The organism is Kitasatospora sp. NPDC001664, from assembly GCF_053596675.1.
The window spans coordinates 14,809-38,994 of the sequence record NZ_JBSFGS010000003.1 but is presented as its reverse complement, the minus strand read 5'-3'; the positions used below and the strand labels follow the sequence as shown (position 1 = coordinate 38,994).

Sequence of the window (24,186 nt, the reverse complement as noted above, 5' to 3'; positions counted from 1 at the left end):
ACTGCTCCGTTTCAATTTCCGGAGCAGTGCTCCGCATCTTACCGAGCCCTGCCTCCGTCATTCCCAGGGAGGGGACATGGCCGTGCCCACCATGCACGCGATCCGCATCACCGAGTTCGGCGGCCCCGAACAGCTCGCCTGGACCGAGCTCCCCCGGCCGGTGCCCGGCCCCGGCGAGGTCCTGGTCCGGGTCCGCGCCGCGGGCTACAACCCGGCCGACATGCACGTCCGCGAGGGCTTCCGCAAGGTCCCCGAGCCGATGCGGCCGCACTGGCCGCTCCCGGTGGTCCCGGGCTCGGACCTCTCCGGCACGGTGGCCGCGCTCGGCCCCGGGGTGACGCGGTGGGAGATCGGCGACGAGGTGTTCGGGCTGGTGAACTTCCCCGGCCGGGGCGCCGCCTACGCCGAGTACGCCACCGCCCCCGCCGACCACCTGGCCCGCAAGCCCGCCACCCTCGACCACCTCACCGCGGCGGGCGTTCCGCTGGCCGGGCTGACGGTGCACCAGTTCCTCTTCGAGCACCTGGCCGAGCACGTCCGGGGAACCGTGCTGGTGAACGGCGCGGCCGGCGGGGTGGGCCACCTCGCCGTGCAGCTGGCCCGGGCGGCCGGAGCCGAGCGGGTGGTCGCGGTGGCCTCCGGGCGGCACCGGGAGTACCTGGAGGGGCTGGGCGTGGACCTCTTCGTGGACCGCCTGGCCGGCCCGGTCGCGGCCGCGGTCCGCGGTGCGGACTTCGTCCTCGACACCGTCGGCGGCCCGCAGGCGCACCTGCTGCTGGACGCGCTGCGCCCCGGTGGTGCGCTCTGCTCCGTCTACCTGGCCGACCAGCGCCCGGAGCGCGCCGCCGACCTGGGCATCACGCTGGCCCCGTTCCTCCAGGTCCGCTCCGACGGCACCGGCCTGGCCGAGCTCGCCCGCCGGATCGACGCCGGGGAGCTCACCCCCGCGGTCGACTCCGTCTTCCCGCTCCGGGAGGCGGCCGCCGCGCACGAGCGCGCCGCGCGGGGCCACCTCCGGGGCAAGATCGTGCTCACCGTCGACTGACGGCGGCCCACCCGGCCGGTCAGAGGCCGGACTTGACCTTCACCATCTCGTTGCGCACGTGCTGGAGCAGCGCCCTGGTCTCGTCGTCCAACCAGGCCGGCGGGGCGGCGATCCGCGCGTTCAGCTCCTGGATCCAGCCGATCCGGCGGTTGGGGTCGGCGTACTCGGCCACCAGCTCGGCCGCGTAGATGTGCACGTTGGCGTAGTTGAGGCCGTTGAGCAGGGCGGTGGTCAGGGCGGCGTTGGTGGCGGCGGTGCCGACGGCCGCGCTGTTCGACTTCTCGGCCGGCACCCAGTTGGCCAGACCGCGTACGCCCTCCGGTTCGACCACCATGGTCAGCGCGTTGGCGAACTGCTTGCCGTGCGCGCTCGGCGTGGTCCACCGGGTGTGCCAGTCCTGGCCCGGGCCGGCGCCGTAGGCCTGGAAGTAGCCCAGGTGGGCGGCGTTGCCGGCCGAGTTCTCGGCGGTGCGCGCGTAGTTCTCCAGCGTCAGGTAGTCGGTGCCGTCGATCGCCACCACCCCGCCCCAGTGGAAGCCCCAGACCCGGCCGTTGATGGTCACCAGGTGGTCCAGCTGACGGTTGTTCGCGAAGTCGAAAACCTGCTGCCCGGTCGGCAGGTGCGGGTGGACGGTGCCCAGCGAGGTGCTGTACAGCCCCTGGCCGACGGCGGTCGGGCGGGCGTGCTGGTTGAGGCCGACGGCCTGCAGCTCGGCCGCGATGTTCGGCGCGTGCAGCACCCCGCCGTTGGCCAGGGTGTGGATGTCCTCGCCGTAGTGCTGCGCGATCAGGTCCCGGGCGGCGTCCCGGGCCGGGGCGGCGGCGGGCAGGTCGGCCAGCGGCGCGGCCCGCACCAGGTGGTTGGCCAGGTGGTACTCGCCGAAGACCGTCCGCTCGGTCGCGTTGCTGCCCAGGAAGGGCTTGCGGCCCAGCACCGGCCTGGGCTGGAGCACCGAGCCGATGACGTTCTGCACCGCCACGTCGCAGTTCTCGGTCATGGTGACGCCGCCCGCGCTGTTGCGGGCGCTCAGGTTCGCCTGCCGCACCCGGACCAGCGTGGTGGTGGCCGCGGCGCCGGGCAGCGTGAAGACCACCGTCCGGGTCGGCTCGGCGAAGAGCTGGAACTCCGAGCCGGCCCGGGCCAGCGCCTTGTTCCACTGCGGCAGCTGCGCCGGGTCGGCGAAGAAGAACTTCGGCTGACGCCGGGTCAGGTCGGCGGCCTCGATCGCGAACCGGCCGTTCTGCGAGACCGCCAGCCGGGTGCCTGCCGGGGCCGCCACCAGGTTGGGCGCGCCCGCGCCGTTGCGGAAGGAGTAGCCGACGTACGCCGCCGGGTCCAGGACGAACTCCTGCGCGACCAGCGGGTGGCTGGTGGTGTAGGTCGGCGCCGCGGCGCCCGGGCCGGCCAGGTTGTAGAGCAGCATCGCGAGGACCCCCCAAGGTCGGTGCGGCCCGCCCACCCCGGGCGGGCCCGGGGCCGCCCGCTCCCCCGTCCGGCCCCGGGCCATTGGTAGCACCGGGACCACCGGTTACGGACCGGTTCCCGGCGACTGCCGGGGGCGCACGGAGGGGCGGCCGGGGTCAGCCGAGGGGAGCCGACGGACCGTCAGCCGGTGAGCAGCGGGAGCACCTGGCGGCAGAGCCCGTCCAGGGCGGTCCGCTGCTCGGGGCTGAGCGAGGCGAAGGCCCGGTGCGCCTTGGCCATGTCGCGCTGGACCTGCTCCAGCACCTCCAGGCCCTTGTCCGTGATGGTGACGATCTTGACCCGGCGGTCCCCGGCCGAGGCCTCCCGGTGGGCCAGCCCGAGGCCCTCCAGTCGGTCGACGATGCCGGTGACGTTGGAGGCGTCACAGCCGAGCCGCCCGGCCAGCGCCCGCATCGGAACGGGCTCGCGCAGCGACTTGAGCGCCTTGGCCTGGGACGAGCTGAGCCCGTGCCGGGCGGCGGAGGCCGCGAAGTCCTGGAAGTAGGCGGTGCCGACGGCGGCGACCGCCTCCATCAGGTCCGCGGTGGAGGGAGGGGTGGTGGTGCCCATGCCGCAAGGGTACGCACAGTCGCTTGACATACTCCAGTTTCGAGCAGGTGAAGCACCTCTCCCCGGCTCAGAGCACCAGCTGCTCGAACAGCCTGCGCAGCTCCGCCTCCGGGTCCGCGGTCAGGCCGGTGTGCACGGGGCCGGGCTGCACCACCGCGCTGCGCGGCGCGGTCAGCCAGCGGAACCGCTGCCCGGGGCTGTCCTGGGCGGCCGGGCCGGCGGCCGCGCCGCCCTCGCAGACCGCCTCGAAGCCGTAGAGCGCGCGCCGGACCCCGGCCACGTCGGCCACCGGGTCCAGCGCCAGCAGCCGGCCCTGGTCCAGGTGGGTGCGGGCGGCCAGGTGGGAGCTGTGGCGGCAGTACAGCAGCACGCCGATGTTGACGAACTCACCGCGCTCCACCCGGGGCACCGCCCGGATCACCGCGTACTCGTAGTCGTGCAGCTGCTCCGTCATCGGGGGGCCACCTCCGGGAGCCAGTCGCGCGGACCGGCCAGCCGGGCGGTCAGCTGGGCCAGGTACGCGGCGCGCACCTCGGCCGGGGAGTCGAAGCCGGGCTCGTCGGTGAGCCACTCCTCGGGGATCAGCGCCACCGCGCGCTCCACCGCCTCCTTCGCCAGCGGCGCCAACTCCTCGTCGGCCTCGGCCAGTTGGGGGGCGAAGGCGCGCAGCGCGTGGTCCGAGGCGTCGTACGGGCGGGCCACCCAGGAGGCGGCGCCGGCCCAGTGGTGGTGGAAGATCAGGCTCGCCCCGTGGTCGATCAGCCGCAGGCCGCCGGTGGCCACCAGCAGGTTGGGGTTGCGCCAGGAGCGGTCCACGTTGCCGATCAGGGCGTCGAACCAGAGCACCCGCCCGGCCAGCTCCGGGTCCACCTCGAAGCAGAGCGGGTCGAAGTTGAGCGCGCCGCTGACGAAGGCCATCCCGAGGTTGACCCCGCCGCTGGCCCGCATCTGGTCCTGGATCTGCACCTCGGGCTCGCTGCGCGCCAGCACCGGGTCCAGGTCGAGCCGCACCAGCTCGGGCACCGGGAGCCCGAGGCCGCGCCCCAGCTCCCCCGCGAGCACCTCGGCCACCAGGGCCTTGCGCCCCTGCGCCGCACCGGACCACTTGAGCACGTAGAGCCGCCGGTCGTCGCCCTCGACCAGACCGGGCATCGACCCGCCCTCGCGCAGGGGCGTCACGTACCGGACCGCCGTCACCTCTTGAAGCACGCGATCACCCTAGTGCCTCACCCGGTGGCAACCCGTCAGCCCCCGTGCGAGGGTGGCGAGCAGTTGTCCCGGCACGGCCCCTCGGACCGATCGGCCCACTCCACAGATAAGGACCGGACGATGGCACGACCTCGAATCCTGATCGTCGGCGGCGGTTTCGCCGGTCTGGAGTGCGCCCGCCGACTGGAGCGCAAGCTCGCCCCCTCCGAGGCGGAGCTGACCTTGGTCACCCCGTTCAACTACCAGCTCTACCTGCCGCTGCTGCCGCACGTGGCGGCCGGCGTGCTCACCCCGCAGTCGGTGGCGATCTCGCTGCGGCGCACGCTGCGCCGCAGCCACATCCTGCCCGGCGGGGCGATCGGGGTGGACCCGCGCTCCCGGGTCTGCGTGGTCCGCAAGATCACCGACGAGGTGGTGGCGGAGCAGTACGACTACCTGGTGCTGGCCCCCGGCAGCGTGACGCGGACCTTCGACATCCCGGGCCTGACCGACTACGCGCGCGGCATGAAGACCCTGGCCGAGGCGACGTACGTGCGCGACCACGTGATCGCCCAGCTGGACCTGGCCTCGGCCACCCTGGACCAGCACGAGCGCGAGTCCCGGCTGCAGTTCGTGGTGGTCGGCGGCGGCTACGCGGGCACCGAGACGGCGGCCTGCCTGCAGCGGCTCACCACGGCGGCCAGCAAGCGCTACCCGCGGCTGGACCCTCGGCTGATCAAGTGGCACCTGATCGACATCGCCCCGAAGCTGATGCCCGAGCTCGGCGACAAGCTCGGCACCAGCGCGATGGAGGTGCTCCGGGACCGCGGCGTGGACGTCTCGCTCGGCGTCTCGGTGGCCGAGGTGGGCGCCGAGACGGTCAAGTTCACCGACGGCCGGGTGCTGCCCTGCCGCACCCTGATCTGGACGGCCGGCGTGGCGGCCAGCCCGCTGATCGGCACCCTGGACGCCGAGACGGTGCGCGGCCGGGTGGCCGTCACCGCCGAGATGCGGGTGCCGCAGTTCGAGAACGTCTTCGCGCTCGGCGACGCGGCGGCCGTGCCGGACCTGGCCAAGGGAGACGGCGCGGTCTGCCCGCCCACCGCCCAGCACTCGGCCCGGCAGGGCAAGAAGGTGGCCGACAACCTGGTCGCCGCGCTCCGCAACCAGCCGCTGGAGCCGTACTTCCACAAGGACCTCGGCCTGGTGGTCGACCTCGGCGGCAAGGACGCCGTCTCCAAGCCGGTGGGCGTCGAACTCCGTGGCGTCCCGGCCCAGTTGGTGGCCCGCGGCTACCACATGATGGCGATGCGGACCAACGCCGCCAAGTTCCGGGTCGGCGCCAACTGGCTGCTCAACGCGACCGCCGGCGACGACTTCGTCCGCACCGGCTTCCTGGCCCGCCAGCCCGCCCGGCTGCGCGACTTCGAGTACACCGACGCGTACCTGACGAAGGACCAGGTCCGCGAGCACGCCCAGGCCCTGCTGGCCAAGGGCTGACCGGGGCCCGGTCCTCGAAGGCCCCGACGGAGCCCCCGCGCCGCACGCGCGGGGGCTCCGTCGCGTCTCAACGGGCCGTCAGGTACATCCCGTTGGCGTCCTGCCCGGCGGTGTTGCGGCAGGACTGGTCGCCGCTCTTCGCCCAGAGCAGGGTCAGGCAGCGGCCGAGCGCCAGCTGGCCGTAGTAGTTCGGGTGCATGGACTCCCGGGTGTCGCCCTGGGAGGCCGACAGGCCGGCGTCCACGAACCGCGCCCACTCACTGGTGGTGGCGCTCGGCGCGGAGGTGGAGCTCGCCTGCTTGGTGGCCTTGGAGCAGACCTCGCGGCCGGCCAGCATGTCCCGCAGGTCCAGGAACTGCACGCCCTTGGCCTTGGCCACCTTGGCCAGCTCGTCGGAGATCTGCGGCACCAGCGAGGAGCGCGCCCAGTCGGCGTCCCCGTTCCAGAACGGGCAGCCGCCGGTGTCGGCGCGGCTCCAGCCGCTCTCGGAGTAGCGCATGTCGGCGCCGCGCGGGATCGGCGAGGGGTAGGACTGGAGCACGATCCGGTACGAGGACGAGGCGTACCCGGCGCCCGCCATCACCGCGCGGATCTCGTCGATCGACTTGCCGACGCCCGCCATCGCGGCCGGCATCCGGGAGTCCACCGCGTCCTGCTGGTCGTCGTGGCAGTACGAGTACCAGATCAGGTAGTCCTTGACGCAGGTCTCGATCACGTCGGCGAAGCCGAGGTCGTTGCCCCCGACGGAGAGCGTGATGAGCTTGACGTCGTTGGCCACCGCCACCGCCGCGAGCTGGTCGGCCTGCGGGGCCTCGCCCTTGTACGCCTGGCCGCCGTTGCTCGCCCGGAAGACGTTCTGGGTGGTGGCGCCCGAGCAGGCCAGGTTGATCTGGGCCTGCGCGATGCCGGAGGCGCTGCGCACCTCGGCGGAGTCGGAGCGGTCGCAGCCGTTGGCGTAGCTGCTCCCGTAGGCCCGGGCGGGGTCGTAGGCGCTGCCGGTCCAGGCCCGGTCGGTGCCCGCACGGCTCCCCGAGGTGGTGACGCTGTTGCCCTTCCAGCGTCCGGCCTCGCCGGAGATGTAGCTGTCCCCCATCGAGACGGAGGCGGTGGGGCCGGTGGCGGCCTGGGCGGGGGTGGTGAGGGCCAGCAGCGGGAGGGTGAGGGCGGCTGCGGCCAGGAAACGCACGGCGGTTCTGATGCTTCGACAGTTTTCGAGCACGGCGAAACTCCTGCGAACGGCCTCCCGAAAGGTGGGGTGGGGAGGCGCTTGTGAGGGTGTACCGCCGGCCGGTGGCGCGATGAATGTGACATGCCCACCGTTGTTACCGCTAGGTATCCGACAGGAGTTTCTTGGACGACCTACGAACCGCTCCCGCAGGTGACGGACCGACCGCACACGGTCCGTCACCTGCGTCTCTCCCGTCGCCCCCTCACACCAGCCGCGACCCCGCCCGCCCCGGCAGCAGCACCGCCGCCAGGTCCGCCGCCAGCGCCGGGGCCTCCGCCTCGGGCAGCGCCGAGACGGTGAACCGGACGGCCGGCGGGGACTGGATCCGGTACCGGGCGCCCGGCGCGGCCACCCAACCGCGCTGGGCCATCGCGGCGATCACCCCGGCCTCCTCGGCCACCGGCACCCAGACGTTCAGCCCGCTCGCCCCGTGCGCGGCGATGCCGTGCGCGGCCAGCGCGGCCAGCAGGGCGTCACGGCGGGCCTGGTAGACCGCGGCCACCCCGGCGGCCGCGCCGGAGCGCCAGAGCTCGGCCACGGTGCGCTGGAGCAGCAGCGAGACCCAGCCCGAGTCCAGCCGCTGACGGCCCAGCACCCGGCCCACCGTCCCCGCGTCGCCCATCACCGTCGCCAGCCGCAGGTCGGGCCCGTAGGCCTTGGCCGCCGAGCGGACCACGGCCCAGGCCTCGGTGACCCCGGCCAGCGACTGATGGGCCTGGGTGACGATGCCGTGCCCGTGGTCGTCGGCGATCACCAGCACCTCGGGGTGCCGGGCCAGCACCTCGCGCAGCGCGGCGGCCCGCCCAGGGGTCAGCGCGGCGCCGGTCGGGTTCTGCGCCCGGACGGTGACCACCACGGCGCGGGCCCCCGCCGCCAGCGCGGCGGCCAGCGAGTCCGGCAGCGGTCCCTCGTCGTCCAGCCGCACGGGGGCCGGGCGCAGCCCGAGGGCCGGCAGCTGGTCGATCAGGCTGCCCCAGCCCGGATCCTCGATGGCCACCGAATCCCCGGGCCGCAGCCGGGAGTTGAGGATCCGCCCGATCGCGTCCAGGGCGCCGGAGCAGACCGCCAGCTCGCCGTCCGGCACCCCGTCGGCCAGGAAGCCGGCCCGGGCCAGGGCGAGCAGCGCCGGGTCGGCCACCGGGTGCCCGTAGAGGGTGGGGGCGGCGTCGGCGGCGGCCGCGGCCACCGCGAGGGCGGGGGCCAATGGGGGCAGCAGGGCGGGGTCGGGGTTCCCCGCCGCCAGGTCGCGGGCGCCGGGGGGCACCGGGACGGGGATCTGGTCACGCGGGGTGGTGACGGGGCGGGGCAGCACCCGGCTGCCCTTGCGCCCGGCGGTCTCGATCACGCCCCGGTCCCGCAGCAGGCGGTAGGCGGCGGCCACCGTGTTGGGGTTGACGCCGAGCTCCACGGCCAGGTCGCGGAGCGCCGGGAGGGCCGAACCGGGCTGCAACTGCCCATCGTTGACGGCCCGTTCGACGTCGGCCGCGATCTCACTGGCACGCCGTCCCTTGATCGTATAGTCTCCTAGCACAAAGCAGATTATGCACTAGTACATAGAGGTTGTCATGTCGGACGCGCCCAGTTACACCCGGAACGCCCGCACCACCCCGACCCGCTACCGCGACCGCGCCACCTGGGAGCAGGACGCGATCCACGCGATCCTGGACGCCGCCTGGGTCTGCCACCTCGGCTTCGTGGTGGACGGCGCGCCCGTCGTCCTGCCCACCATCTTCGCCCGGGTCGGCGACCGCCTGTACGTCCACGGCTCCACCGGCAGCCGCCCGATGCGCGGCGCCTCCGACGAGCAGGGCATGCCGGTCTGCGTCACCGTCACGCACGTGGACGGCCTGGTGCTCACCAAGTCCGCCTTCAACCACTCCGTCAACTACCGCTCCGTGGTGGCCCACGGCACCGCCCACCAGGTCACCGACCCCGAGGAGCTGGCCGTCGCACTGGACGCGCTGGTGGACCACGCCGTCCCCGGCCGCTCCGGCGAGACCCGCCGGGCCAACCCCAAGGAGCTGGCGAAGACCGCGGTGATCCGGCTGGTCCTGGACGAGGTCTCCGCCAAGACCCGGGCAGCCGGCGCGGGCGACGACGAGGCCGACCTCGACCTGCCGTACTGGGCCGGCGTGGTACCCGTCGCCCCCGTCTACGGCACCCCCGAGCCGCACCCCTCCACCACCGTCCCGCTCCCGGAGAACCTCCGGGCGCTCACCACCTGAGGAGGCCACCGTGCTGATCCGTTCCTGGGACCGCGGCGAGGAGCAGGAGTGGCGCGCATGGCTGGCCGCCGGCCGCGACTTCGGCCTGCTGGCCGCCAACGGGCCCGACGGCCGCGGCCCCGTGCTGGTGCCGACGCACTTCCTGCTGGACGGCGACACCATCCTGCTGCACCTGGCCAAGCCCAACCCCTTCTGGTCCGCGATCGCCGCCGACCCCAAGGTCACCCTGGCCGTCACCGATGACTACGCCTACGCCGCCGGGCAGTGGCGGGCCGCCCCGCACGTGCCGACCAGCTACTACGCCTCCGTGCACTTCTCCTGCACCGCCGAGCCGGTGGACGACGCGGCGGGCAAGGCGGAGATCCTCAACCGCCAGCTCGCGCACTTCGAGCCGGACTGGCCCGGCGGGGCGGTGACGCCCGGTCAGGCCCCGTACAGCGGCCAGCTCTCCGGCCTGCGCGGCCTGCGGCTCGCCGTCGACCGGGTGGACGCCAAGTTCAAGTACGACGACAAGAAGCCGCCCGCCGAGCAGGCCGCGATGGCACCCCACCTGACCGGCCGGGACACGGGCGCCCGGGAGCAGCTGCTGCGCCGCAACGCCCGGCGCACCGGGGGCTGCCCCGTCTGAGCCGCGCGAACGGGGGTAGGCGCCGGGAGCCGGACGGGTGGCGGAGAAAAACGACATTCCATCAGATGCACCTCGTACCATGCGATATGACGCACCGGCTGATGGAATGGATGACGATTCCTGTCCGTCCGGCCCCGGGAGCGCGCCCTGTCCACCACCCCTGCGACCAAGCCGAGCGGCGACGCCCACCTCGGCCACGTGGTCTTCATCTCGGCGGCCGCCGCGATGGGCGGCTTCCTCTTCGGCTACGACAGCGCCGTCATCAACGGCGCGGTGACGGGCATCCAGAAGCACTTCGAGGTCGGCAACGGCGAGACCGCCTTCGTGGTCGCCATCGCCCTGCTCGGCTCGGCGGCGGGCGCCGTCATCGCCGGCCGGCTCGCCGACCACCTCGGCCGCATCCGCACCATGCTGCTGGCCGCGGTGCTCTTCGCGATCAGCGGCGTCGGCTCGATGTTCCCGCCCAACATCGAGATGCTCGGCTTCTGGCGGGTGATCGGCGGCATCGCCATCGGCATCGCCTCGGTCATCGCCCCCACCTACATCGCCGAGGTCGCCCCCACCGCCTACCGGGGCCGCCTCGCCTCCTTCCAGCAGCTGGCCATCGTGCTCGGCATCACCGTCTCCCAGCTCGCCAACTGGGCGCTCAACGAGGCCGCCGGCGGCGAGTCCACCGGCCACCTCGGCGGCGTCCAGGCCTGGCAGTGGATGCTCGGCGTCGAGGCCATCCCGGCCATCGTCTACGGCCTGATGGCCCTCGCCATCCCGGAGTCCCCGCGCTTCCTGATCGCCGACCGCCGGGAGGACCAGGCCCGCAAGGTGCTGCTCGAGGTCGAGGGCCCGGACGTCGACCTGGACGCCCGGATCGCCGAGATCCGCTCCGTCCTCGACACCTCGCACAAGCCGCGCCTGAAGGACCTCCTCGGCGGTCGCTTCGGCCTGCTGCCGATCGTCTGGATCGGCATCGGCGCCTCGGTCTTCCAGCAGTTCGTCGGCATCAACGTGATCTTCTACTACTCCTCCTTCCTCTGGCAGTCGGTGGGCATCGACGAGTCCAACTCCCTGCTGATCTCGCTCTCCACCTCGATCGTCAACGTGGTCGGCACCGTCATCGCCATCGCCCTGGTCGACCGGATCGGCCGCAAGCCGCTCGCCCTGGCCGGCTCCGTCGGCATGGCCGCCGCCCTCGCCACCGCCGCCTGGGCCTTCTCCTACCGGCACGGCACCGGCGACACCGCCACCCTCGACGACACCCACGCCACCGTGGCCCTGGTCGCCGCGCACGTCTTCGTGCTCTGCTTCGCCTTCTCCTGGGGCGTGGTGGTCTGGGTGCTGCTCGGCGAGATGTTCCCCAACAAGATCCGGGCCCTGGCCCTCTCGGTGGCCGCCTCCGCCCAGTGGATCGCCAACTGGGCGATCACCGTCACGTTCCCGAACCTCTCGGACTGGAACCTCTCCGCCACGTACGTCATCTACGCGGCCTTCGCCCTGCTCTCGATCCCCTTCGTGGCGTTCTGCATCAAGGAGACCAAGGGCAGGGCGCTGGAGGAGATGGGCTGAGTGGACGTCACCCTGCCCGCCGCCGGGCTCGGCCCCGGAGTGCTGCTGCTCCCCGAGCCCGGCGTCGACCCCACCGAGCTGGTCGACCGCCTCCTCGCCGAGGGCTTCGCCGTCCTCACCGGCCCGGCCGACCCCGACGCGCTCCGGACCCTCTCCGACGACCGCCTGGTCGGCGACGCCATCGGCATCGTCGGCCTCGGTCCCGGCGGCGGCCAGGCCCTCGAACTGGCCACCGCCCTCGGCGACCGCGTCGCCGCCGTGGTCCCCTGCTACGGCCTCCCCGCCGACCCGGACTTCTCCTACCTCGGCCTCACCGCCCACGTCCTCGGCCACTTCGCCGAGTCCGACCCCACCGTCCCGCCCGCCGCCGTCGACGAAGCCGCCATCCGCCTCGGCGAAGCCACCGACGTCCGCCCCGAGCTGCACTTCTACCCCACCACCCACGGCTTCATGACGGACCACCAGGACGACCTCCAAGCCACCGTCGCCTGGCAACGCACCCTCACCTTCCTCTGGGCCCACCTCGGCTGAGCCGCGCCAGCGGCCCCAGGGGCGCGAGGAACTGCGCGAGTACGGAAGGCGGCCCACCGCAAGATCGGGGCACGTCAGCCAGTTGCACGTGTTGCCGTTCCCCAGCGCGCAGTTCCCCGCGCCCCTGCGGGGCGCTCACCGATAACCAAGTGACACCTCCGGCCGCAGCCGCCATAGTCTCCCGGTGAAGACCCGTCGTTTCTCCTGGGCGAGCCGCAACTACCGCGTCCAGACCGCCGCCACCGTTATCGCCGGCCTCGGCAACGCCGGAGCCCCGATCGCCACCGCCTTCGCCGTCCTCGACCTCGGCGGCGGGGCCACGGCCGTCGGCCTGGTGACAGGCGCCCACCTCGCCTCGATGGTGGTCTTCCTGCTGATCGGCGGAGCCCTCGCCGACCGCCTCCCCCGCCACCACGTGATGGTCGGCGCCAACCTCTTCAACGCCGCCTCCCAGGCCCTGCTCGCCGTGCTCGTCCTCACCGGCACCGCCCAGCTCTGGCAGCTGATCGCCCTCTCCGCCGCCGGCGGCGCGGGCCAGGCGTTCTACGCCCCCGCCTCCGAGGGCATGATCATGGAGTCGGTGGCCGAGGAGCACGCCTCCCGCGCCTTCGCCGTCTTCCGGATGGCCCTGAACGGCAGTCAGATCGCCGGCGCGGCCCTGGGCGGCGTCCTGGTCACCGCGATCGGCCCCGGCTGGGTGCTGGCCGTGGACGCGGCCGGCTTCACCCTCGCCGCCGCCCTGCGCCTGCTCCTCGACCTCGACGCCCCGACCACCCCGGCGGAGCAGGGCGGCATGGTGCAGGCGCTGCGCGAGGGCTGGCGCGAGTTCGCCTCCCGGCGCTGGCTCTGGGTGGTGGTGCTGCAGTTCTCCCTGGTCGGTGCCTGCCTCGGCGCGGTCGAGTCCGTCTACGGGCCCGTCATCGCCAAGGAGCGCCTCGGCGGGGCGGACGCCTGGGGCCTGGCGCTCGCCGCCTTCTCGGCCGGGCTGTTCCTCTCCGGCTTCCTGATGGTCCGTTGGCAGCCCGCCCGCATCCTGCTCGCCGGCAACCACGGCGTCTTCCTGTTCGCGGCCCCCGCCTACGCCCTGGTGCTGGAGGCGCCGCTGTGGCTGCTCTGCGCCGCGATGTTCACCAGCGGCCTCGGCGTCACCGTCTTCGGCGTCAACTGGATGATCGCGCTCCAGCAGGAGATCCCCTCCGAGCTGTTCTCCCGGGTCTCCGCCTACGACTACTTCGGCTCGATCGCCCTCGCCCCGGTCGGCACCGCGCTGGCCGGCCCGGCCGCCTCCCTGCTCGGCATGCGCAACGCCCTCTGGCTCTGCGCCCTCGCGATGACCGTCCTCGCCGTGGCCGTGCTCGCCGAGTCCCAGGTCCGCACCCTGCGCCGCAAGGCCGTCACCCCCGCTGCCTCCCCCACCCCCGCCGAACCGGAACGACCGGCCGTCACTTCCGCCTGACGGAGCGCAACCGTCCCCGGGCCTCGTTCGTCCGACCATGTGACAGGAGTCACCTGGGGGAGCCGACTTGCCGAAGCCACTGCTGTTCCTGGACGTCGACGGCGTCCTCAACCCCGTCTGCCCGCACCCGGACGCGGACTTCGACACCCACACGCTGTTCGGCTACGCCGTGCTGCTCTCGGCCCGCCACGGCGACTGGCTGCGCGAGCTCGCGGGCACCTACGACCTCTGCTGGGCCACCACCTGGGAGGACCACGCCAACGAGCACATCGCCCCGGTGCTCGGCCTCCCCCAGCTCCCGGTGGTGCACTTCTCCGGGTACGTGGCGCAGCCGGACGACCCCAAGGTGCCGGTGCTCGACCTGATAGCGGCCCACAAGTGGGCCCCGCTGCTGCGCTACGCCGCCGGCCGCCCGTTCGCCTGGGTCGACGACGTGATCCCCGGCTCGCTGACCCGCCGGTCCGTCCTGCGCCGGGACAGGCTGCTGCTGCGGATCGACCCGGGCCAGGGCCTGGAGCGCCACCACGTGGACCGGCTGCTGCGCCGCCCGCCGGTGGCCCAGCGGCTCGGGCTGTCGTACGCCTGACGGGGCGTCAGCCCGTCGGCAGCCAGCTCACGTGCCCGGCCAGCAGCGCGTACCCGACGAAGGCCACCGTGTCGATCAGCGCGTGCGCGACCACCAGCGGCATCACCCGGCCCCACCGCCGGTACAGCAGGCAGAAGACCACGCCCATCACGATGTTGCCGACCAGCCCGCCGACGCCCTGGTACAGGTGGTACGAGCCGCGCAGCAGCGAGCTGGTGACCACGATCGCCGGCCAGCTCCAGCCCAGCTGCCCCAGCCGGCGCAGCAGGAAGCCCAGCACGATCACCTCCTCGGCGATCGAGTTCTCCCAGGCGGAGGCGATCAGCACCGGCACCCGCCACCACACCTCGGGCAGCCCGGACGGGGCCACCGTGAGGTTGAACCCGGCGGCCTGGGAGGCCAGGTAGAGCAGCAGCCCGGAGCCGCCGATCGCGGCGGCCACCGCCGTGCCGCGGCCGAAGTCCCGCAGCTTCTCCCGCAGGTCGAAGCCGAGCACCCGCAGCGAGACGCCCTCGCGCACCAGCAGGTAGCCGACCAGCACCACCGGCATCAGGCCGCGCCCGATGTAGTAGAGCTGCCAGGCCAGGTCCAGCCAGGGGCGGCCGGGGGCGCGCGAGCCGTTCAGGGTGGCGACCTGCTTGCCCAGCTCGGCCGGCTCGGTGAGGGAGCCCACGAAGCTGATCAGGGCACCGAGCCCGCTCATCCCGAAGGAGAGCCCGAGCACCACCAGCAGCTCGATCCCGAGCAGGCGCCGGGAGGTCCCGGCGGCCTCGGGCGGGGTGGACACCGCAGTCACCATGACTCCCACGAGGAACGACCGACCCGGCCGGGCGGCCGGGTCGATCATCCTCGCACACGCCCCTGAGAGCGGGTCAGCCCTCGATCAGCCCTTGATCGGCGCCTTGTCCAGGCGGACGTGGTCCACCGCCCAGAACCAGTTGTTGCCCGCGTCGTACATCCGGAACTTCAGGGTCACCGAGGCCGCGCCCGCCGGGACGGCGAACTGCCGGACCACGAAGCTGTTCTGGACGTCCTTGCCCGCGTTGTCGTTCCCGGCCGCGTCCGAGCTGTAGTGCACCAGGCGGACCTCCTGCCCGGTGTCGAAGACCGCCGTCACGGCGGCCTTCTGCGGGGCCTCCTGCCGGTAGTGCGAGTCGAAGCCCAGGTACAGGCTGCCGACGCCCGCCGGGATCGCCACCGCCGGGGAGACCAGGGTCGAGTCGAACTTCCCCTTGCCGGACGGCGCGCCGGTGTCGTCCCAGTCGTCCGGGTCGGCGACGGCCAGCACGCCGAGGCCCCGGGTGAAGTTGCCCCGGTCCTGCCCGGCCGGGTTGGACCAGGCCCGCTTGGTGTGGAAGGTCCAGCCCTGCAGCCGGGCGGTGCCCTGCGGCATGCCGGGAGCGTTCACCACCGACCAGCCCCGGGGCGCCTGCGCCGTCCGGCCGGAGACGGTGCCGACCGGGGCGAGCAGCGGGGCCAGCTCCTCGAAGTCCTGGTCCAGCAGATGACCGGTCATCACCGGGGCGGTGCGGGCGGCCAGTTCGCCGTCGGCCAGCACGAAGCGCTGGCCCGAGCGGGCCCGGGCGGTGACCAGCAGGCGGTGCGCGGCGCCGTCCGGCAGCACGGCCGGCGGCAGCACCTCCCACTCGGCGGTGGCGGTGGCGCCCTCGGCCAGTGCGGCCGGGGCGGCGGTGACCTCGCGGACGGTCCAGCCCGGCGGGACCACCGGCTTCGCCTCCAGCCCGGACAGCGCCGCGGCGGCGGTGAAGGTGGCCTTCACCCGGGCCGGGCGGCCCGGCAGCACGATCGCCTCGTCGATGGTGGCCGAGGCGGCGCCGAGCGCCACGTCCAGGACGAGCGCGTCCGCCAGGCCCATCGCCGGGTCGGTCACGCCCTGCTCCTGCCCGGCCATCCGCCCGGCGTAGCGCCGACGGAACGTCAGGTCGCCCTGCACGCCCACCGCCACGTCGTACCAGCCCTCGCGGCCGACCTTGACCCGCACCGGCCGGGTGTCCTGCCCGGTGATCCGGACCTCCTGCACGCCGCCGCCGTACGCGAGGTCCCCGATCAGGAAGGTCTGCGGGCTCTTCGAGCGGTTGATCAGGTGGAACTCCAGCACCCGCTCGGCGCCGGACTCCGGGAAGAGCTCGACCTCGTACTGCGCGGCCGCGTCGCCGCGCAGGTGCCAGAGCGCGCCGTTCGGCCCGTGCACCCGCAGGTCGTAGCCCTCGGGGCCGACCGGCCAGCTGTCGGAGAGCTTCTCCTTGGCGCCCACCGTGTAGTGGCGGGGCGCCAGGCCGGGCGCGGGGTAGGCGGCGAGCACCGCGCCCTGCTTGCCGTGGTTGGCCAGGTCCAGGGTGAGCAGGCCGTCCCTCACCCTCGGCTTCAGCTTGAGGTTGTACGGGGTCGGCCGGGCGGTACGGGTGCCGGCCTGCTGACGGGGCGTCCGCTGCGGGCTGGGCACGGTCGGGGCCGGCAGCTTGCCGGTGTCGGTGACCTTCTGCCGGTTGCCGGCCGTGTCGGGCAGCTGCGGCCAGACCGGGTCCTCGCCGGAGAAGTCGAAGACGGAGGTGAGGTCACCGGTGACGGCCCGGCGCCAGGGGCTGATGTTGGGCTCGGCCACGCCGAAGCGCCGCTCCAGGAAGCGCAGCACCGAGGTGTGGTCGTAGACGGTGGAGTCCACCACCCCGCCGCGGGTCCAGGGCGAGACCACCACCATCGGCACCCGCACCCCCAGGCCCATCGGGTAGGGGCCGGACTCCAGCTTCTCCCCGGCCGGCAGCGCGTCGGCCCAGGTCAGCGAGCCGTCGGCGGCCTTCACCCGGTACCGGCCGTCCTGGCCGACCACCCTGTGGTAGGTCGAGCCGCCCTTGGAGACCCGCACCACCACCTCGCCGTCCACCGGCACCGTCGAGGCACCGCGTCCGGCGGCCAGCGGCGGCACCGGGGGCAGCAGGTGGTCGAAGAAGCCGCCGTGCTCGTCGTAGTTGAGGATGAAGACGGTCTTGGCCCAGACCTCGGGCTTGGCCGCCAGCGCCGAGAGCAGCCGGGCCGTCAGGTGCTCGCCGTTCGGCGGCGCGTAGTTGGCGTGCTCGGAGAGCGCGGCGGGCGCGACCAGCCAGGAGACCTGCGGCAGCCGGTCGGCCTGGACGTCGGCGGCGAAGGCCTCCACCAGCGCGTCGCCCATCGCGAACGGATCGCCCTTCTTGGCCGGGTCACCGACCATCCTCATCCCGCGCTCGTACAGCGGCTCGCCCGGCTTGGCCTTCACGAACGGGGCGAACCAGGCCAGCGCGTTGTCGTCGTAGTTGTCCAGCGCCTGGTACGTCCGCCAGCTGATGCCGGCCGCCTCCAGCCGCTCGGCGTAGGTGGTCCACTCGTAGCCGCCGGGGATCTCGGTGTTGTCCGTCACCGGCACGTCCCGCACGGTGCCGCCGCTGGTGCCGGTCATGAAGTGGTCGCGGTTGGTGTTGGTGTTGCACTGCACCGAGGCGAAGTAGTGGTCGCAGGTGGTGAAGACCGAGGCGATCGCCGAGTAGAACGGCATGTCGGCGGGCTCGTAGTAGCCCTGGCCGAGCCAGCCGGAGGAGCGGCGGGAGACGGCGCCGTCGGCCAGGCCGTCGTTCCACGCCTTCATCGAGTCCACGAAGCCGAAGGCCGGGGCGCCCTGCTGGTACGCGTTGGTGTGCGCGGCGTTCATCGCGAACGGCAGCAGGTACCCCTCCTTGCGGGAGGCGTCCGGCTGGTGCAGCACCGACCGGCCGTTGACCCCGCGCACCGCCGCCCGGTCCCCGAAGCCGCGCACCCCGGACAGGGTGCCGAAGTAGTGGTCGAACGCCCGGTTCTCCTGCATCAGCACCACCACGTGCTGGATGTCCGCCAGCTTCCCCGGCTTGGCCGGGGCGGCCAGCGCCTCCCGGACGCTGAGCGGCAGGGCGGACAGGACGGCGGCCGCGGCCGCGCCGCCGAGCAGGGTGCGGCGCGAGACTTCGGGACTCATCAGGGGGTGCTCCTCGTTCGGCTCCCGGCCGCGTTCCGGCCCGGACCCGCCCATGTCTAAGCGCCCGAGGTGTACAGACAACAATGATCACGTGACGGGCCGGAGGCGAGATTGTCTAGACAACCTGACGGTCCGCCACCCCGCTCAGCCGACCGGCCAGGTGTGGACGGGCTCGCCGGTGCGGGAGTGCTCCATGTAACGGCGCGTCATGGCCGCGATGGCCGAACCCCGGTCCATCCCGTAGTGGTCGCGCAGCCGGTGCACGGTGGCCGCCTGCCAGGCCGCGCCGTTGGTCCTGCGCAGACAGCGCTGCTCGATGATGCCGAGGTAGCGGTCCCGGTCCCCCGGCTCCACGCCCCAGTCGTCCAGCCCCTGACGGGCCATCGGGAGCAGCTCGTTCAGCACCAGCTCGGTGGCGGCCACCGGCACGGTGCCCCGGGCTCCGCGCCCGGACTTCGGCCAGTGCAGCACCGCGTCGATGCCGTACCGGGCGGCGGTGTGGAAGTTCTCGTCGGCCTGCTCGAAGGCGAGCCTGGTCCAGATCGGCCTGGGCTGCTCGGCCAGCACCCGGACCAGCCCGTAGTAGAAGGCGGCGTTGGCCAGGGTGTCCACCACCGTCGGCCCGGCCGGCAGGCAGCGGTTCTCCACCCGCAGGTGCGGCACGCCGTCGGCGACGTCGTAGACCGGCCGGTTCCAGCGGTAGATGGTGCCGTTGTGGAGCCGCATCTCGGCCAGCCGGGGGATGCCGCCGGAGGCCAGCACCTTGACCGGGTCCTCGTCGTCGCAGATCGGCAGCAGGGCCGGGAAGTACTTCTGGTTCTCCTCGAAGAGCTCCAGCGCGGAGTTCACCCAGCGCTCCCCGAACCAGGTGATGGGGCGCACGCCCTGGGCCTTGAGCTCCGCCGAACGGGTGTCGCAGGCCTGCTGGAAGAGCACCGGCCTGGTCTCCCGCCAGAGCTCCCGGCCGAACAGGAAGGGCGAGTTGGCACCGAGTGCCAACTGCACCGAGGAGATCGCCTGGGCCGCGTTCCACACCGGGGCGAAGCGCTCCGGGGTCACCTGGAGGTGCAGCTGCAGCGAGGTGGCGGCGGCCTCGGCCACCATCGAGACCGACTCCACGCTGAGCCGCTCCACCCCCTCGATGTCCAGCGCGATGTCCTCGCCCCGGGCGGCCAGTATCTGGTCGCTGAGCAGGGTGTACCGGTCGTTGTGCGACATCGCGTCCAGCCCGGTGTGGTCCAGGTCGAGGGTCGGCAGGATGCCGACCATGACGATCCGGGCCCCCACCTCCTCGGCCTTGCGGTCCGCGTACCGCAGCCCGGTGTCGATCTCCTCGCGCAGCTCGTCCAGCACGTGACCGGTGAGGCGGCGGGGCGCGATGTTCACCTCGATGTTGAACTGGCCCAGCTCGGTCTGGAAGTCGCCCGAGGCGATCGAGGAGAGCACCTGCTCGTTCCGCATCACCGGACGCCCCAGGTCATCGGCCAGGTTGAGCTCGATCTCCAGCCCCACCATGGCCCGCGGACGGTCGAAGCGGCCCTCGCGCAGCATCCGCTCCAGGGCGTCCAGACAGGACTGGAGCTTGCGCCGGTACAACTGCCGGTCGGACAGTTCCGCACGCGTCGCGACGACCTTCTCGCCCATGGGTGCCCCTCCACCTAGCCGAACGGTCCCTGCATCATGCCCACCCCGAAGATCCCTAGCCTCCTGCCCTAACGCGGTTGTCGAACAAGGTTCCTGACGACACGTCAGAAGAATCCCGACTTGCCGCCGGGTACCGAATGTGATAAGAAAGTCACCCTGTGCATCCGTTCGAGCAGGATTCGCACAGCTCCCGCCCGGCACCCGCCGCCCCCGAAGGACCTTCGAGCGGCAGGCCCGCGCCCGCAAGCGACCATGCCCAACCGGACACGGCCCGGGTCCACGACCCACCAGCCGGTATGCCGCACTCGCACGCCGTTTCCAGCACGGAGAGGCGACCCACCATGACCCTGCAGACCCCCCAGCCACCGCCGAGCGCCCTGCGCGCCGTCCTCGGCGCGCTCGACTGTGAGTCGGCGCTCGGCCCCCTCGTCCCGCTCGCAGGCGGCGAGGGGGACGAGCGGCTGCACCCGACCCACCCGCTCGCGGTGCACGTCCTCGACGAGCCCGGCGCCCCCCTGGCCGGCGCCCGCCGGACGGGCTGGCGGTTCCTGGTCGAAGCCGGCGTCGGCGGCCCCGTGGCCGCCGCCGAAGTCACCGAGACGGCCGAACAGCACCACGCCTTCTCGCACTTCACCGCCGGCCCCTACCTGGACTCCACCCTGCGCGCCCTGCGCCAGGCCCACCAGATCGCCATCTCCGCCCGCACCCGGCACCACCCCCGGCTGCTCTCCATCCCCGGCCACTACGCCACCGCCCTCTGGCTCCACCACCCCGACCCGGGCCCCTCGGTGGACCTCCTCATCCCCCTCGCCCCGGCCCCGCTCGGCGTCACCGCCCACCGCGTCTACCCCGCCGGCGAGCTGCTCGCCCTGCTCGCCCGCCCGCTCGCACCCGCCGGGCGTTCCTGACACCCCTTCACCCGAAAGGGCCACTGCCGCGCGACCTTCCGGTCGGGCGGCAGTGGCCCTTTTTCCATCTGAACGGGTGATCCCTGGGCACCGCTTGTGGCGCATGTCACGAAATCGCTGCGGGAAGGCCTCGGGATGACGACACTGGGAACCGACGCGGGGGGCCGTCAGTCCTACCCGTCGGAGCGCCGGTTCACACCTGGGCCGGTCAGGGGAATCTGAAGCGAGGGTACGACGATGTGCCAGCACCAGCCTGAGTGTCCGTCCGCACTGTCCACCGACCGCGAGGCCGCCGTCCCGATGGCCTTCCACCCCGACCAGGGCTGGAGCCTCCTGTGCAACGGCGTCCTCCTCTTCGAGGACACCGGCGAACTCCTCCCCGACGGCCGCATCATCGCCCCCCGCCGCCCCCTGGTCTCCGCCTGACGGCCCGCCAGGGCAAACGCCAAGGGGCGCGAGACCCTGCCTGATCCGCGGCTCCGCCGCCCGGGCGCGCAAGCCCTCGCCAGCAAGCACCGGCAGGGCAAACGCCAAGGGGCGCGAGGAACTGCGCGCTTCGGGAGGCGGCCCACCTGCAACTGACCCACCATCAGCCAGTTGCAGGTGCTGCCGTCCCACCCTCGCGCAGTTCCCCGCGCCCCTGGGCGCGCTACCGCGTCAGCTGCCGTACTCGTCCAGCGGCGGGCAGGAGCAGACCAGGTTCCGGTCGCCGTACGCACCGTCGATGCGGCTCACCGGCGGCCAGTACTTGTCCGCCGGGTTGACGCCCGCCGGGAAGACCGCCTCCTGGCGGGTGTACGCGTGCTCCCACTCACCGGCCAGCGCCGCCGCGGTGTGCGGAGCGTTCCGCAGCGGGTTGTCCTCCGCCTGCCACTCGCCCGAGCCGACCTTCTCGATCTCGCCGCGGATCGCGATCATCGCCTCACAGAAGCGGTCGATCTCGTGCAGGTCCTCCGACTCGGTCGGCTCGATCATCAGCGTCCCCGCGACCGGGAACGACATGGTCGGCGCGTGGAAGCCGTAGTCGATCAGGCGCTTGGCGATGTCGTCCACCGTCACGCCCGTCTCCTTGCTGAGCGGACGCAGGTCGATGATGCACTCGTGCGCGACCAGCCCGCCCGGGCCGGTGTAGAGCACCGGGAAGTGCGGGGCGAGCCGCTTGGCGATGTAGTTGGCGTTCAGCACCGCGACCTGGGTGGCGCGCTTGAGGCCCTCGCCGCCCATCAGCCGGACGTACGACCAGGAGATCGGCAGGATCGCGGCCGAGCCCCACGGGGCGGCCGAGATCGGGCCGACGCCGGTGGCCGGGCCGGCCTCCGCCTGGAGCGGGTGGTTCGGCAGGTACGGGGCCAGGTGCGAGCGGACCGCGACCGGGCCGACGCCCGGGCCGCCGCCGCCGTGCGGGATGCAGAAGGTCTTGTGCAGGTTCAGGTGCGAGACGTCCGCGCCGAACTTGCCCGGCTTGGCCAGGCCGACCAGCGCGTTGAGGTTGGCGCCGTCGACGTACACCTGGCCGCCGGCCTCGTGCACGGCCGCGCAGATCTCGGTGATCTCGGTCTCGTACACGCCGTGGGTCGACGGGTAGGTGACCATCAGCACCGAGAGCTGGTCGCGGTGCTGCTCGATCTTCGCCTTGAGGTCGGCGACGTCCACGTCACCGTCCGGCAGGGTCTTGACCACGACGACCCGCATCCCGGCCATCACCGCGGAGGCCGCGTTGGTGCCGTGCGCCGACGACGGGATCAGACAGACGTCGCGCTCGACGTCGCCGTTCGCGCGGTGGTAGGCGCGGACCGCCAGCAGACCGGCGAGCTCGCCCTGCGAACCGGCGTTCGGCTGGATCGACACGGCGTCGTAGCCGGTGACCTCCACCAGCTGCTGCTCCAGGCCGCGGATCAGCGTCAGGAAGCCCTCGGCCTGGTCGACCGGCGCGAAGGGGTGCAGCTGGCCGAACTCGGGCCAGGTGACCGGCTCCATCTCGGTGGTGGCGTTGAGCTTCATGGTGCAGGAGCCCAGCGGGATCATGCCGCGGTCCAGCGCGTAGTCCCGGTCCGAGAGGCGGCGCAGGTAGCGCAGCATCGCGGTCTCCGAGCGGTGGCTGTGGAAGACCGGGTGGGTGAGGTACTCGTCGTCGCGCAGCAGCGCGGCGGGCAGCGCGTCGGCGGTCTCGGTGACCTCTGCGGTGACGCCGAAGGCGGCCCAGACGCCGGCCAGGTGCTCGCGGGTGGTGGTCTCGTCGCAGGAGATCGAGAGGGTGTCCTCGTCCGCCTGGTAGAGGTTGATGCCGTTCGCCCGCGCGGCGGCGGCGATCTCGGCGGCCTTGCCCGGGACCTTCGCCGTGACGGTGTCGAAGAACTGACCGCTGGTCAGCTCCACGCCGCCCGCCCGCAGGCCCTCGGCCAGCGCGGCCGCGTAGCGGTGGGTGCGGCGGGCGATCTCGGCCAGGCCGTCCGGGCCGTGGTAGACCGCGTACATGGAGGCCATGACGGCCAGCAGCACCTGGGCGGTGCAGATGTTGGAGGTGGCCTTCTCGCGGCGGATGTGCTGCTCGCGGGTCTGCAGGGCCAGCCGGTAGGCCCGGTTGCCGTCGGCGTCCACCGAGACGCCGACCAGGCGGCCGGGCAGGTTGCGGGCGTACGCGGCCTTGACGGCCAGGTAGCCGGCGTGCGGGCCGCCGAAGCCCATCGGCACGCCGAGGCGCTGCGAGGTGCCGCAGGCGATGTCGGCGCCGAGCGAGCCCGGGGACTTCAGCAGGGTGAGGGCCAGCAGGTCGGCGGCGACCGCGACGACCGCGCCGAGTCCGTGGGCCTGCTCGATCACCGGGGCGAGGTCGCGGACCTCGCCGGAGGCGCCGGGGTACTGGAGCAGCACGCCGAAGACGCCGCGCTCGGCGATCTCGGCCGGGATGCCGGCGGAGAGGTCGGCGACGACCACCTCGACACCGGTCGGCTCGGCGCGGGTCTCGATGACCGCGATGGTCTGCGGCAGGGTGTCGGCGTCGACCAGGAAGACGCCGCCCTTGACCTTGGTGACGCGACGGGCCAGCGACATCGCCTCGGCGGCCGCGGTGCCCTCGTCGAGCAGCGAGGAGCCGGAGGTGTCCAGGCCGGTCAGGTCGGCGACCACGGTCTGGAAGTTGATCAGGGCCTCCAGGCGGCCCTGCGAGATCTCCGGCTGGTACGGCGTGTAGGCGGTGTACCAGGCCGGGTTCTCCAGCACGTTGCGCAGGATCACCGGCGGGGTGAAGGTGCCGTAGTAACCGAGGCCGATCATCGACTGCAGGACGGTGTTGCGCCCGGCCAGCTCGCGCAGCTCGGCGAGCACCTGGGCCTCGCTGCGGCCGGCGGGCAGGCCGAGGGCGGTGAGGCTCTTGATGGCGTCCGGCACGGCGGCGTCGGACAGCTCGTCCAGCGAGCCGTAGCCGACGTGCGCCAGCATCTTCTCCTGGGCGGCGGCGTCGGGGCCGATGTGACGGTTCTCGAACGGGCTCGCGAGTTCGAGCTCGGTGAGGGTCGGCTTGGCGTTCATGGGGGTCGAGGCCTCCTGGTCACGGACCGGCGGGGGTACGCACGCCGTCGGCCAACGCCGCCGTGGGACAGCGGGGGCCTCGAAACGCACGAACCCGTCAGGCCTCCCCCTCTGTCATCGGTACC

20 protein-coding genes are annotated in these 24,186 nt (G+C 73.1%); 10 read left to right on the top strand and 10 right to left on the bottom strand.

Annotated elements, in window-relative coordinates; all coding sequences use genetic code 11:
• Nucleotides 1–76: 76 nt before the first annotated feature.
• Complete coding sequence (locus ACWCYY_RS04960; RefSeq protein WP_449795136.1) at nucleotides 77–1,045, top strand: NADP-dependent oxidoreductase; 969 nt, start codon at nucleotides 77–79, stop codon at nucleotides 1,043–1,045.
• A gap of 19 nt (nucleotides 1,046–1,064) precedes the next feature.
• Here the strand turns inward: ACWCYY_RS04960 and ACWCYY_RS04955 are convergent, their stop codons facing one another.
• The 4 genes from ACWCYY_RS04955 to ACWCYY_RS04940 all read right to left on the bottom strand — a co-directional run bounded on the left by ACWCYY_RS04955 (nucleotide 1,065) and on the right by ACWCYY_RS04940 (nucleotide 4,288).
• Nucleotides 1,065–2,468: a hypothetical protein gene (locus tag ACWCYY_RS04955; RefSeq protein WP_449795135.1), complete on the bottom strand. Its 1,404-nt coding sequence runs from the start codon at nucleotides 2,466–2,468 to the stop codon at nucleotides 1,065–1,067.
• Nucleotides 2,469–2,650: 182 nt separating this feature from the next.
• The gene (locus tag ACWCYY_RS04950) at nucleotides 2,651–3,079 is read right to left on the bottom strand and encodes a MarR family winged helix-turn-helix transcriptional regulator (RefSeq protein ID WP_345280604.1); all 429 of its coding nucleotides are present in this window, start codon (nucleotides 3,077–3,079) and stop codon (nucleotides 2,651–2,653) included.
• Between the two features lie 67 nt (nucleotides 3,080–3,146).
• Nucleotides 3,147–3,533, bottom strand: a complete 387-nt coding sequence (locus tag ACWCYY_RS04945; RefSeq protein WP_345280603.1) for a DUF3037 domain-containing protein — start codon at nucleotides 3,531–3,533, stop codon at nucleotides 3,147–3,149.
• On the bottom strand, nucleotides 3,530–4,288 hold the full coding sequence (locus ACWCYY_RS04940; protein WP_449795134.1) for a HipA family kinase: 759 nt from the start codon (nucleotides 4,286–4,288) through the stop codon (nucleotides 3,530–3,532). The genes ACWCYY_RS04945 and ACWCYY_RS04940 overlap by 4 nt, the downstream gene beginning before the upstream one ends.
• A gap of 120 nt (nucleotides 4,289–4,408) precedes the next feature.
• On the opposite strand from ACWCYY_RS04940, the gene ACWCYY_RS04935 reads away from it, so the two are divergent.
• A complete protein-coding gene (locus ACWCYY_RS04935) occupies nucleotides 4,409–5,767 on the top strand; it encodes an NAD(P)/FAD-dependent oxidoreductase (protein ID WP_449795133.1) in 1,359 nt (452 codons plus the stop codon).
• Nucleotides 5,768–5,834: 67 nt separating this feature from the next.
• Here the strand turns inward: ACWCYY_RS04935 and ACWCYY_RS04930 are convergent, their stop codons facing one another.
• Complete coding sequence (locus ACWCYY_RS04930; RefSeq protein ID WP_449795132.1) at nucleotides 5,835–6,953, bottom strand: GDSL-type esterase/lipase family protein; 1,119 nt, start codon at nucleotides 6,951–6,953, stop codon at nucleotides 5,835–5,837.
• Between the two features lie 244 nt (nucleotides 6,954–7,197).
• Nucleotides 7,198–8,526 (bottom strand): aminotransferase class I/II-fold pyridoxal phosphate-dependent enzyme, encoded by a 1,329-nt coding sequence (locus tag ACWCYY_RS04925; RefSeq protein WP_449795131.1) that lies wholly within the window; start codon nucleotides 8,524–8,526, stop codon nucleotides 7,198–7,200.
• Nucleotides 8,527–8,560: 34 nt separating this feature from the next.
• On the opposite strand from ACWCYY_RS04925, the gene ACWCYY_RS04920 reads away from it, so the two are divergent.
• The 6 genes from ACWCYY_RS04920 to ACWCYY_RS04895 all read left to right on the top strand — a co-directional run bounded on the left by ACWCYY_RS04920 (nucleotide 8,561) and on the right by ACWCYY_RS04895 (nucleotide 13,981).
• Nucleotides 8,561–9,220 (top strand): pyridoxamine 5'-phosphate oxidase family protein, encoded by a 660-nt coding sequence (locus ACWCYY_RS04920; protein WP_345280598.1) that lies wholly within the window; start codon nucleotides 8,561–8,563, stop codon nucleotides 9,218–9,220.
• Between the two features lie 10 nt (nucleotides 9,221–9,230).
• Nucleotides 9,231–9,848, top strand: a complete 618-nt coding sequence (locus tag ACWCYY_RS04915) for an FMN-binding negative transcriptional regulator (protein WP_345280596.1) — start codon at nucleotides 9,231–9,233, stop codon at nucleotides 9,846–9,848.
• Nucleotides 9,849–10,046: 198 nt separating this feature from the next.
• Entirely contained in the window at nucleotides 10,047–11,408 is a 1,362-nt protein-coding gene (locus ACWCYY_RS04910) for a sugar porter family MFS transporter (protein WP_380148383.1), read from the top strand.
• Nucleotides 11,409–11,939 (top strand): dienelactone hydrolase family protein, encoded by a 531-nt coding sequence (locus tag ACWCYY_RS04905; protein ID WP_449795130.1) that lies wholly within the window; start codon nucleotides 11,409–11,411, stop codon nucleotides 11,937–11,939.
• A gap of 184 nt (nucleotides 11,940–12,123) precedes the next feature.
• Nucleotides 12,124–13,395 carry an MFS transporter gene (locus tag ACWCYY_RS04900; protein ID WP_449795129.1) on the top strand — a complete coding sequence of 424 codons (1,272 nt, stop codon included), beginning with the start codon at nucleotides 12,124–12,126 and terminating at the stop codon, nucleotides 13,393–13,395.
• 67 nt (nucleotides 13,396–13,462) lie between these two features.
• The gene (locus ACWCYY_RS04895) at nucleotides 13,463–13,981 is read left to right on the top strand and encodes an HAD domain-containing protein (protein ID WP_345280590.1); all 519 of its coding nucleotides are present in this window, start codon (nucleotides 13,463–13,465) and stop codon (nucleotides 13,979–13,981) included.
• 7 nt (nucleotides 13,982–13,988) lie between these two features.
• On the opposite strand, the gene ACWCYY_RS04890 is transcribed toward ACWCYY_RS04895, so the two are convergent.
• The 3 genes from ACWCYY_RS04890 to ACWCYY_RS04880 all read right to left on the bottom strand — a co-directional run bounded on the left by ACWCYY_RS04890 (nucleotide 13,989) and on the right by ACWCYY_RS04880 (nucleotide 19,625).
• Nucleotides 13,989–14,780 carry a CPBP family intramembrane glutamic endopeptidase gene (locus ACWCYY_RS04890; RefSeq protein WP_345280588.1) on the bottom strand — a complete coding sequence of 264 codons (792 nt, stop codon included), beginning with the start codon at nucleotides 14,778–14,780 and terminating at the stop codon, nucleotides 13,989–13,991.
• Nucleotides 14,781–14,864: 84 nt separating this feature from the next.
• Entirely contained in the window at nucleotides 14,865–17,981 is a 3,117-nt protein-coding gene (locus ACWCYY_RS04885) for a phosphocholine-specific phospholipase C (protein WP_449795128.1), read from the bottom strand.
• A 144-nt stretch (nucleotides 17,982–18,125) separates the two neighbouring features.
• The gene (locus ACWCYY_RS04880) at nucleotides 18,126–19,625 is read right to left on the bottom strand and encodes a glutamate--cysteine ligase (RefSeq protein ID WP_345280584.1); all 1,500 of its coding nucleotides are present in this window, start codon (nucleotides 19,623–19,625) and stop codon (nucleotides 18,126–18,128) included.
• Between the two features lie 341 nt (nucleotides 19,626–19,966).
• Here ACWCYY_RS04880 and ACWCYY_RS04875 point away from each other — a divergent pair, with 341 nt between their 5' ends.
• Nucleotides 19,967–20,533, top strand: a complete 567-nt coding sequence (locus ACWCYY_RS04875) for a hypothetical protein (RefSeq protein ID WP_345280582.1) — start codon at nucleotides 19,967–19,969, stop codon at nucleotides 20,531–20,533.
• Nucleotides 20,534–20,770: 237 nt separating this feature from the next.
• Complete coding sequence (locus ACWCYY_RS04870) at nucleotides 20,771–20,959, top strand: DUF5999 family protein (protein WP_396291186.1); 189 nt, start codon at nucleotides 20,771–20,773, stop codon at nucleotides 20,957–20,959.
• Nucleotides 20,960–21,190: 231 nt separating this feature from the next.
• On the opposite strand, the gene gcvP is transcribed toward ACWCYY_RS04870, so the two are convergent.
• The gene (gene gcvP / locus ACWCYY_RS04865; protein WP_449795127.1) at nucleotides 21,191–24,061 is read right to left on the bottom strand and encodes an aminomethyl-transferring glycine dehydrogenase; all 2,871 of its coding nucleotides are present in this window, start codon (nucleotides 24,059–24,061) and stop codon (nucleotides 21,191–21,193) included.
• Between the last annotated feature and the right edge of the window lie 125 nt (nucleotides 24,062–24,186).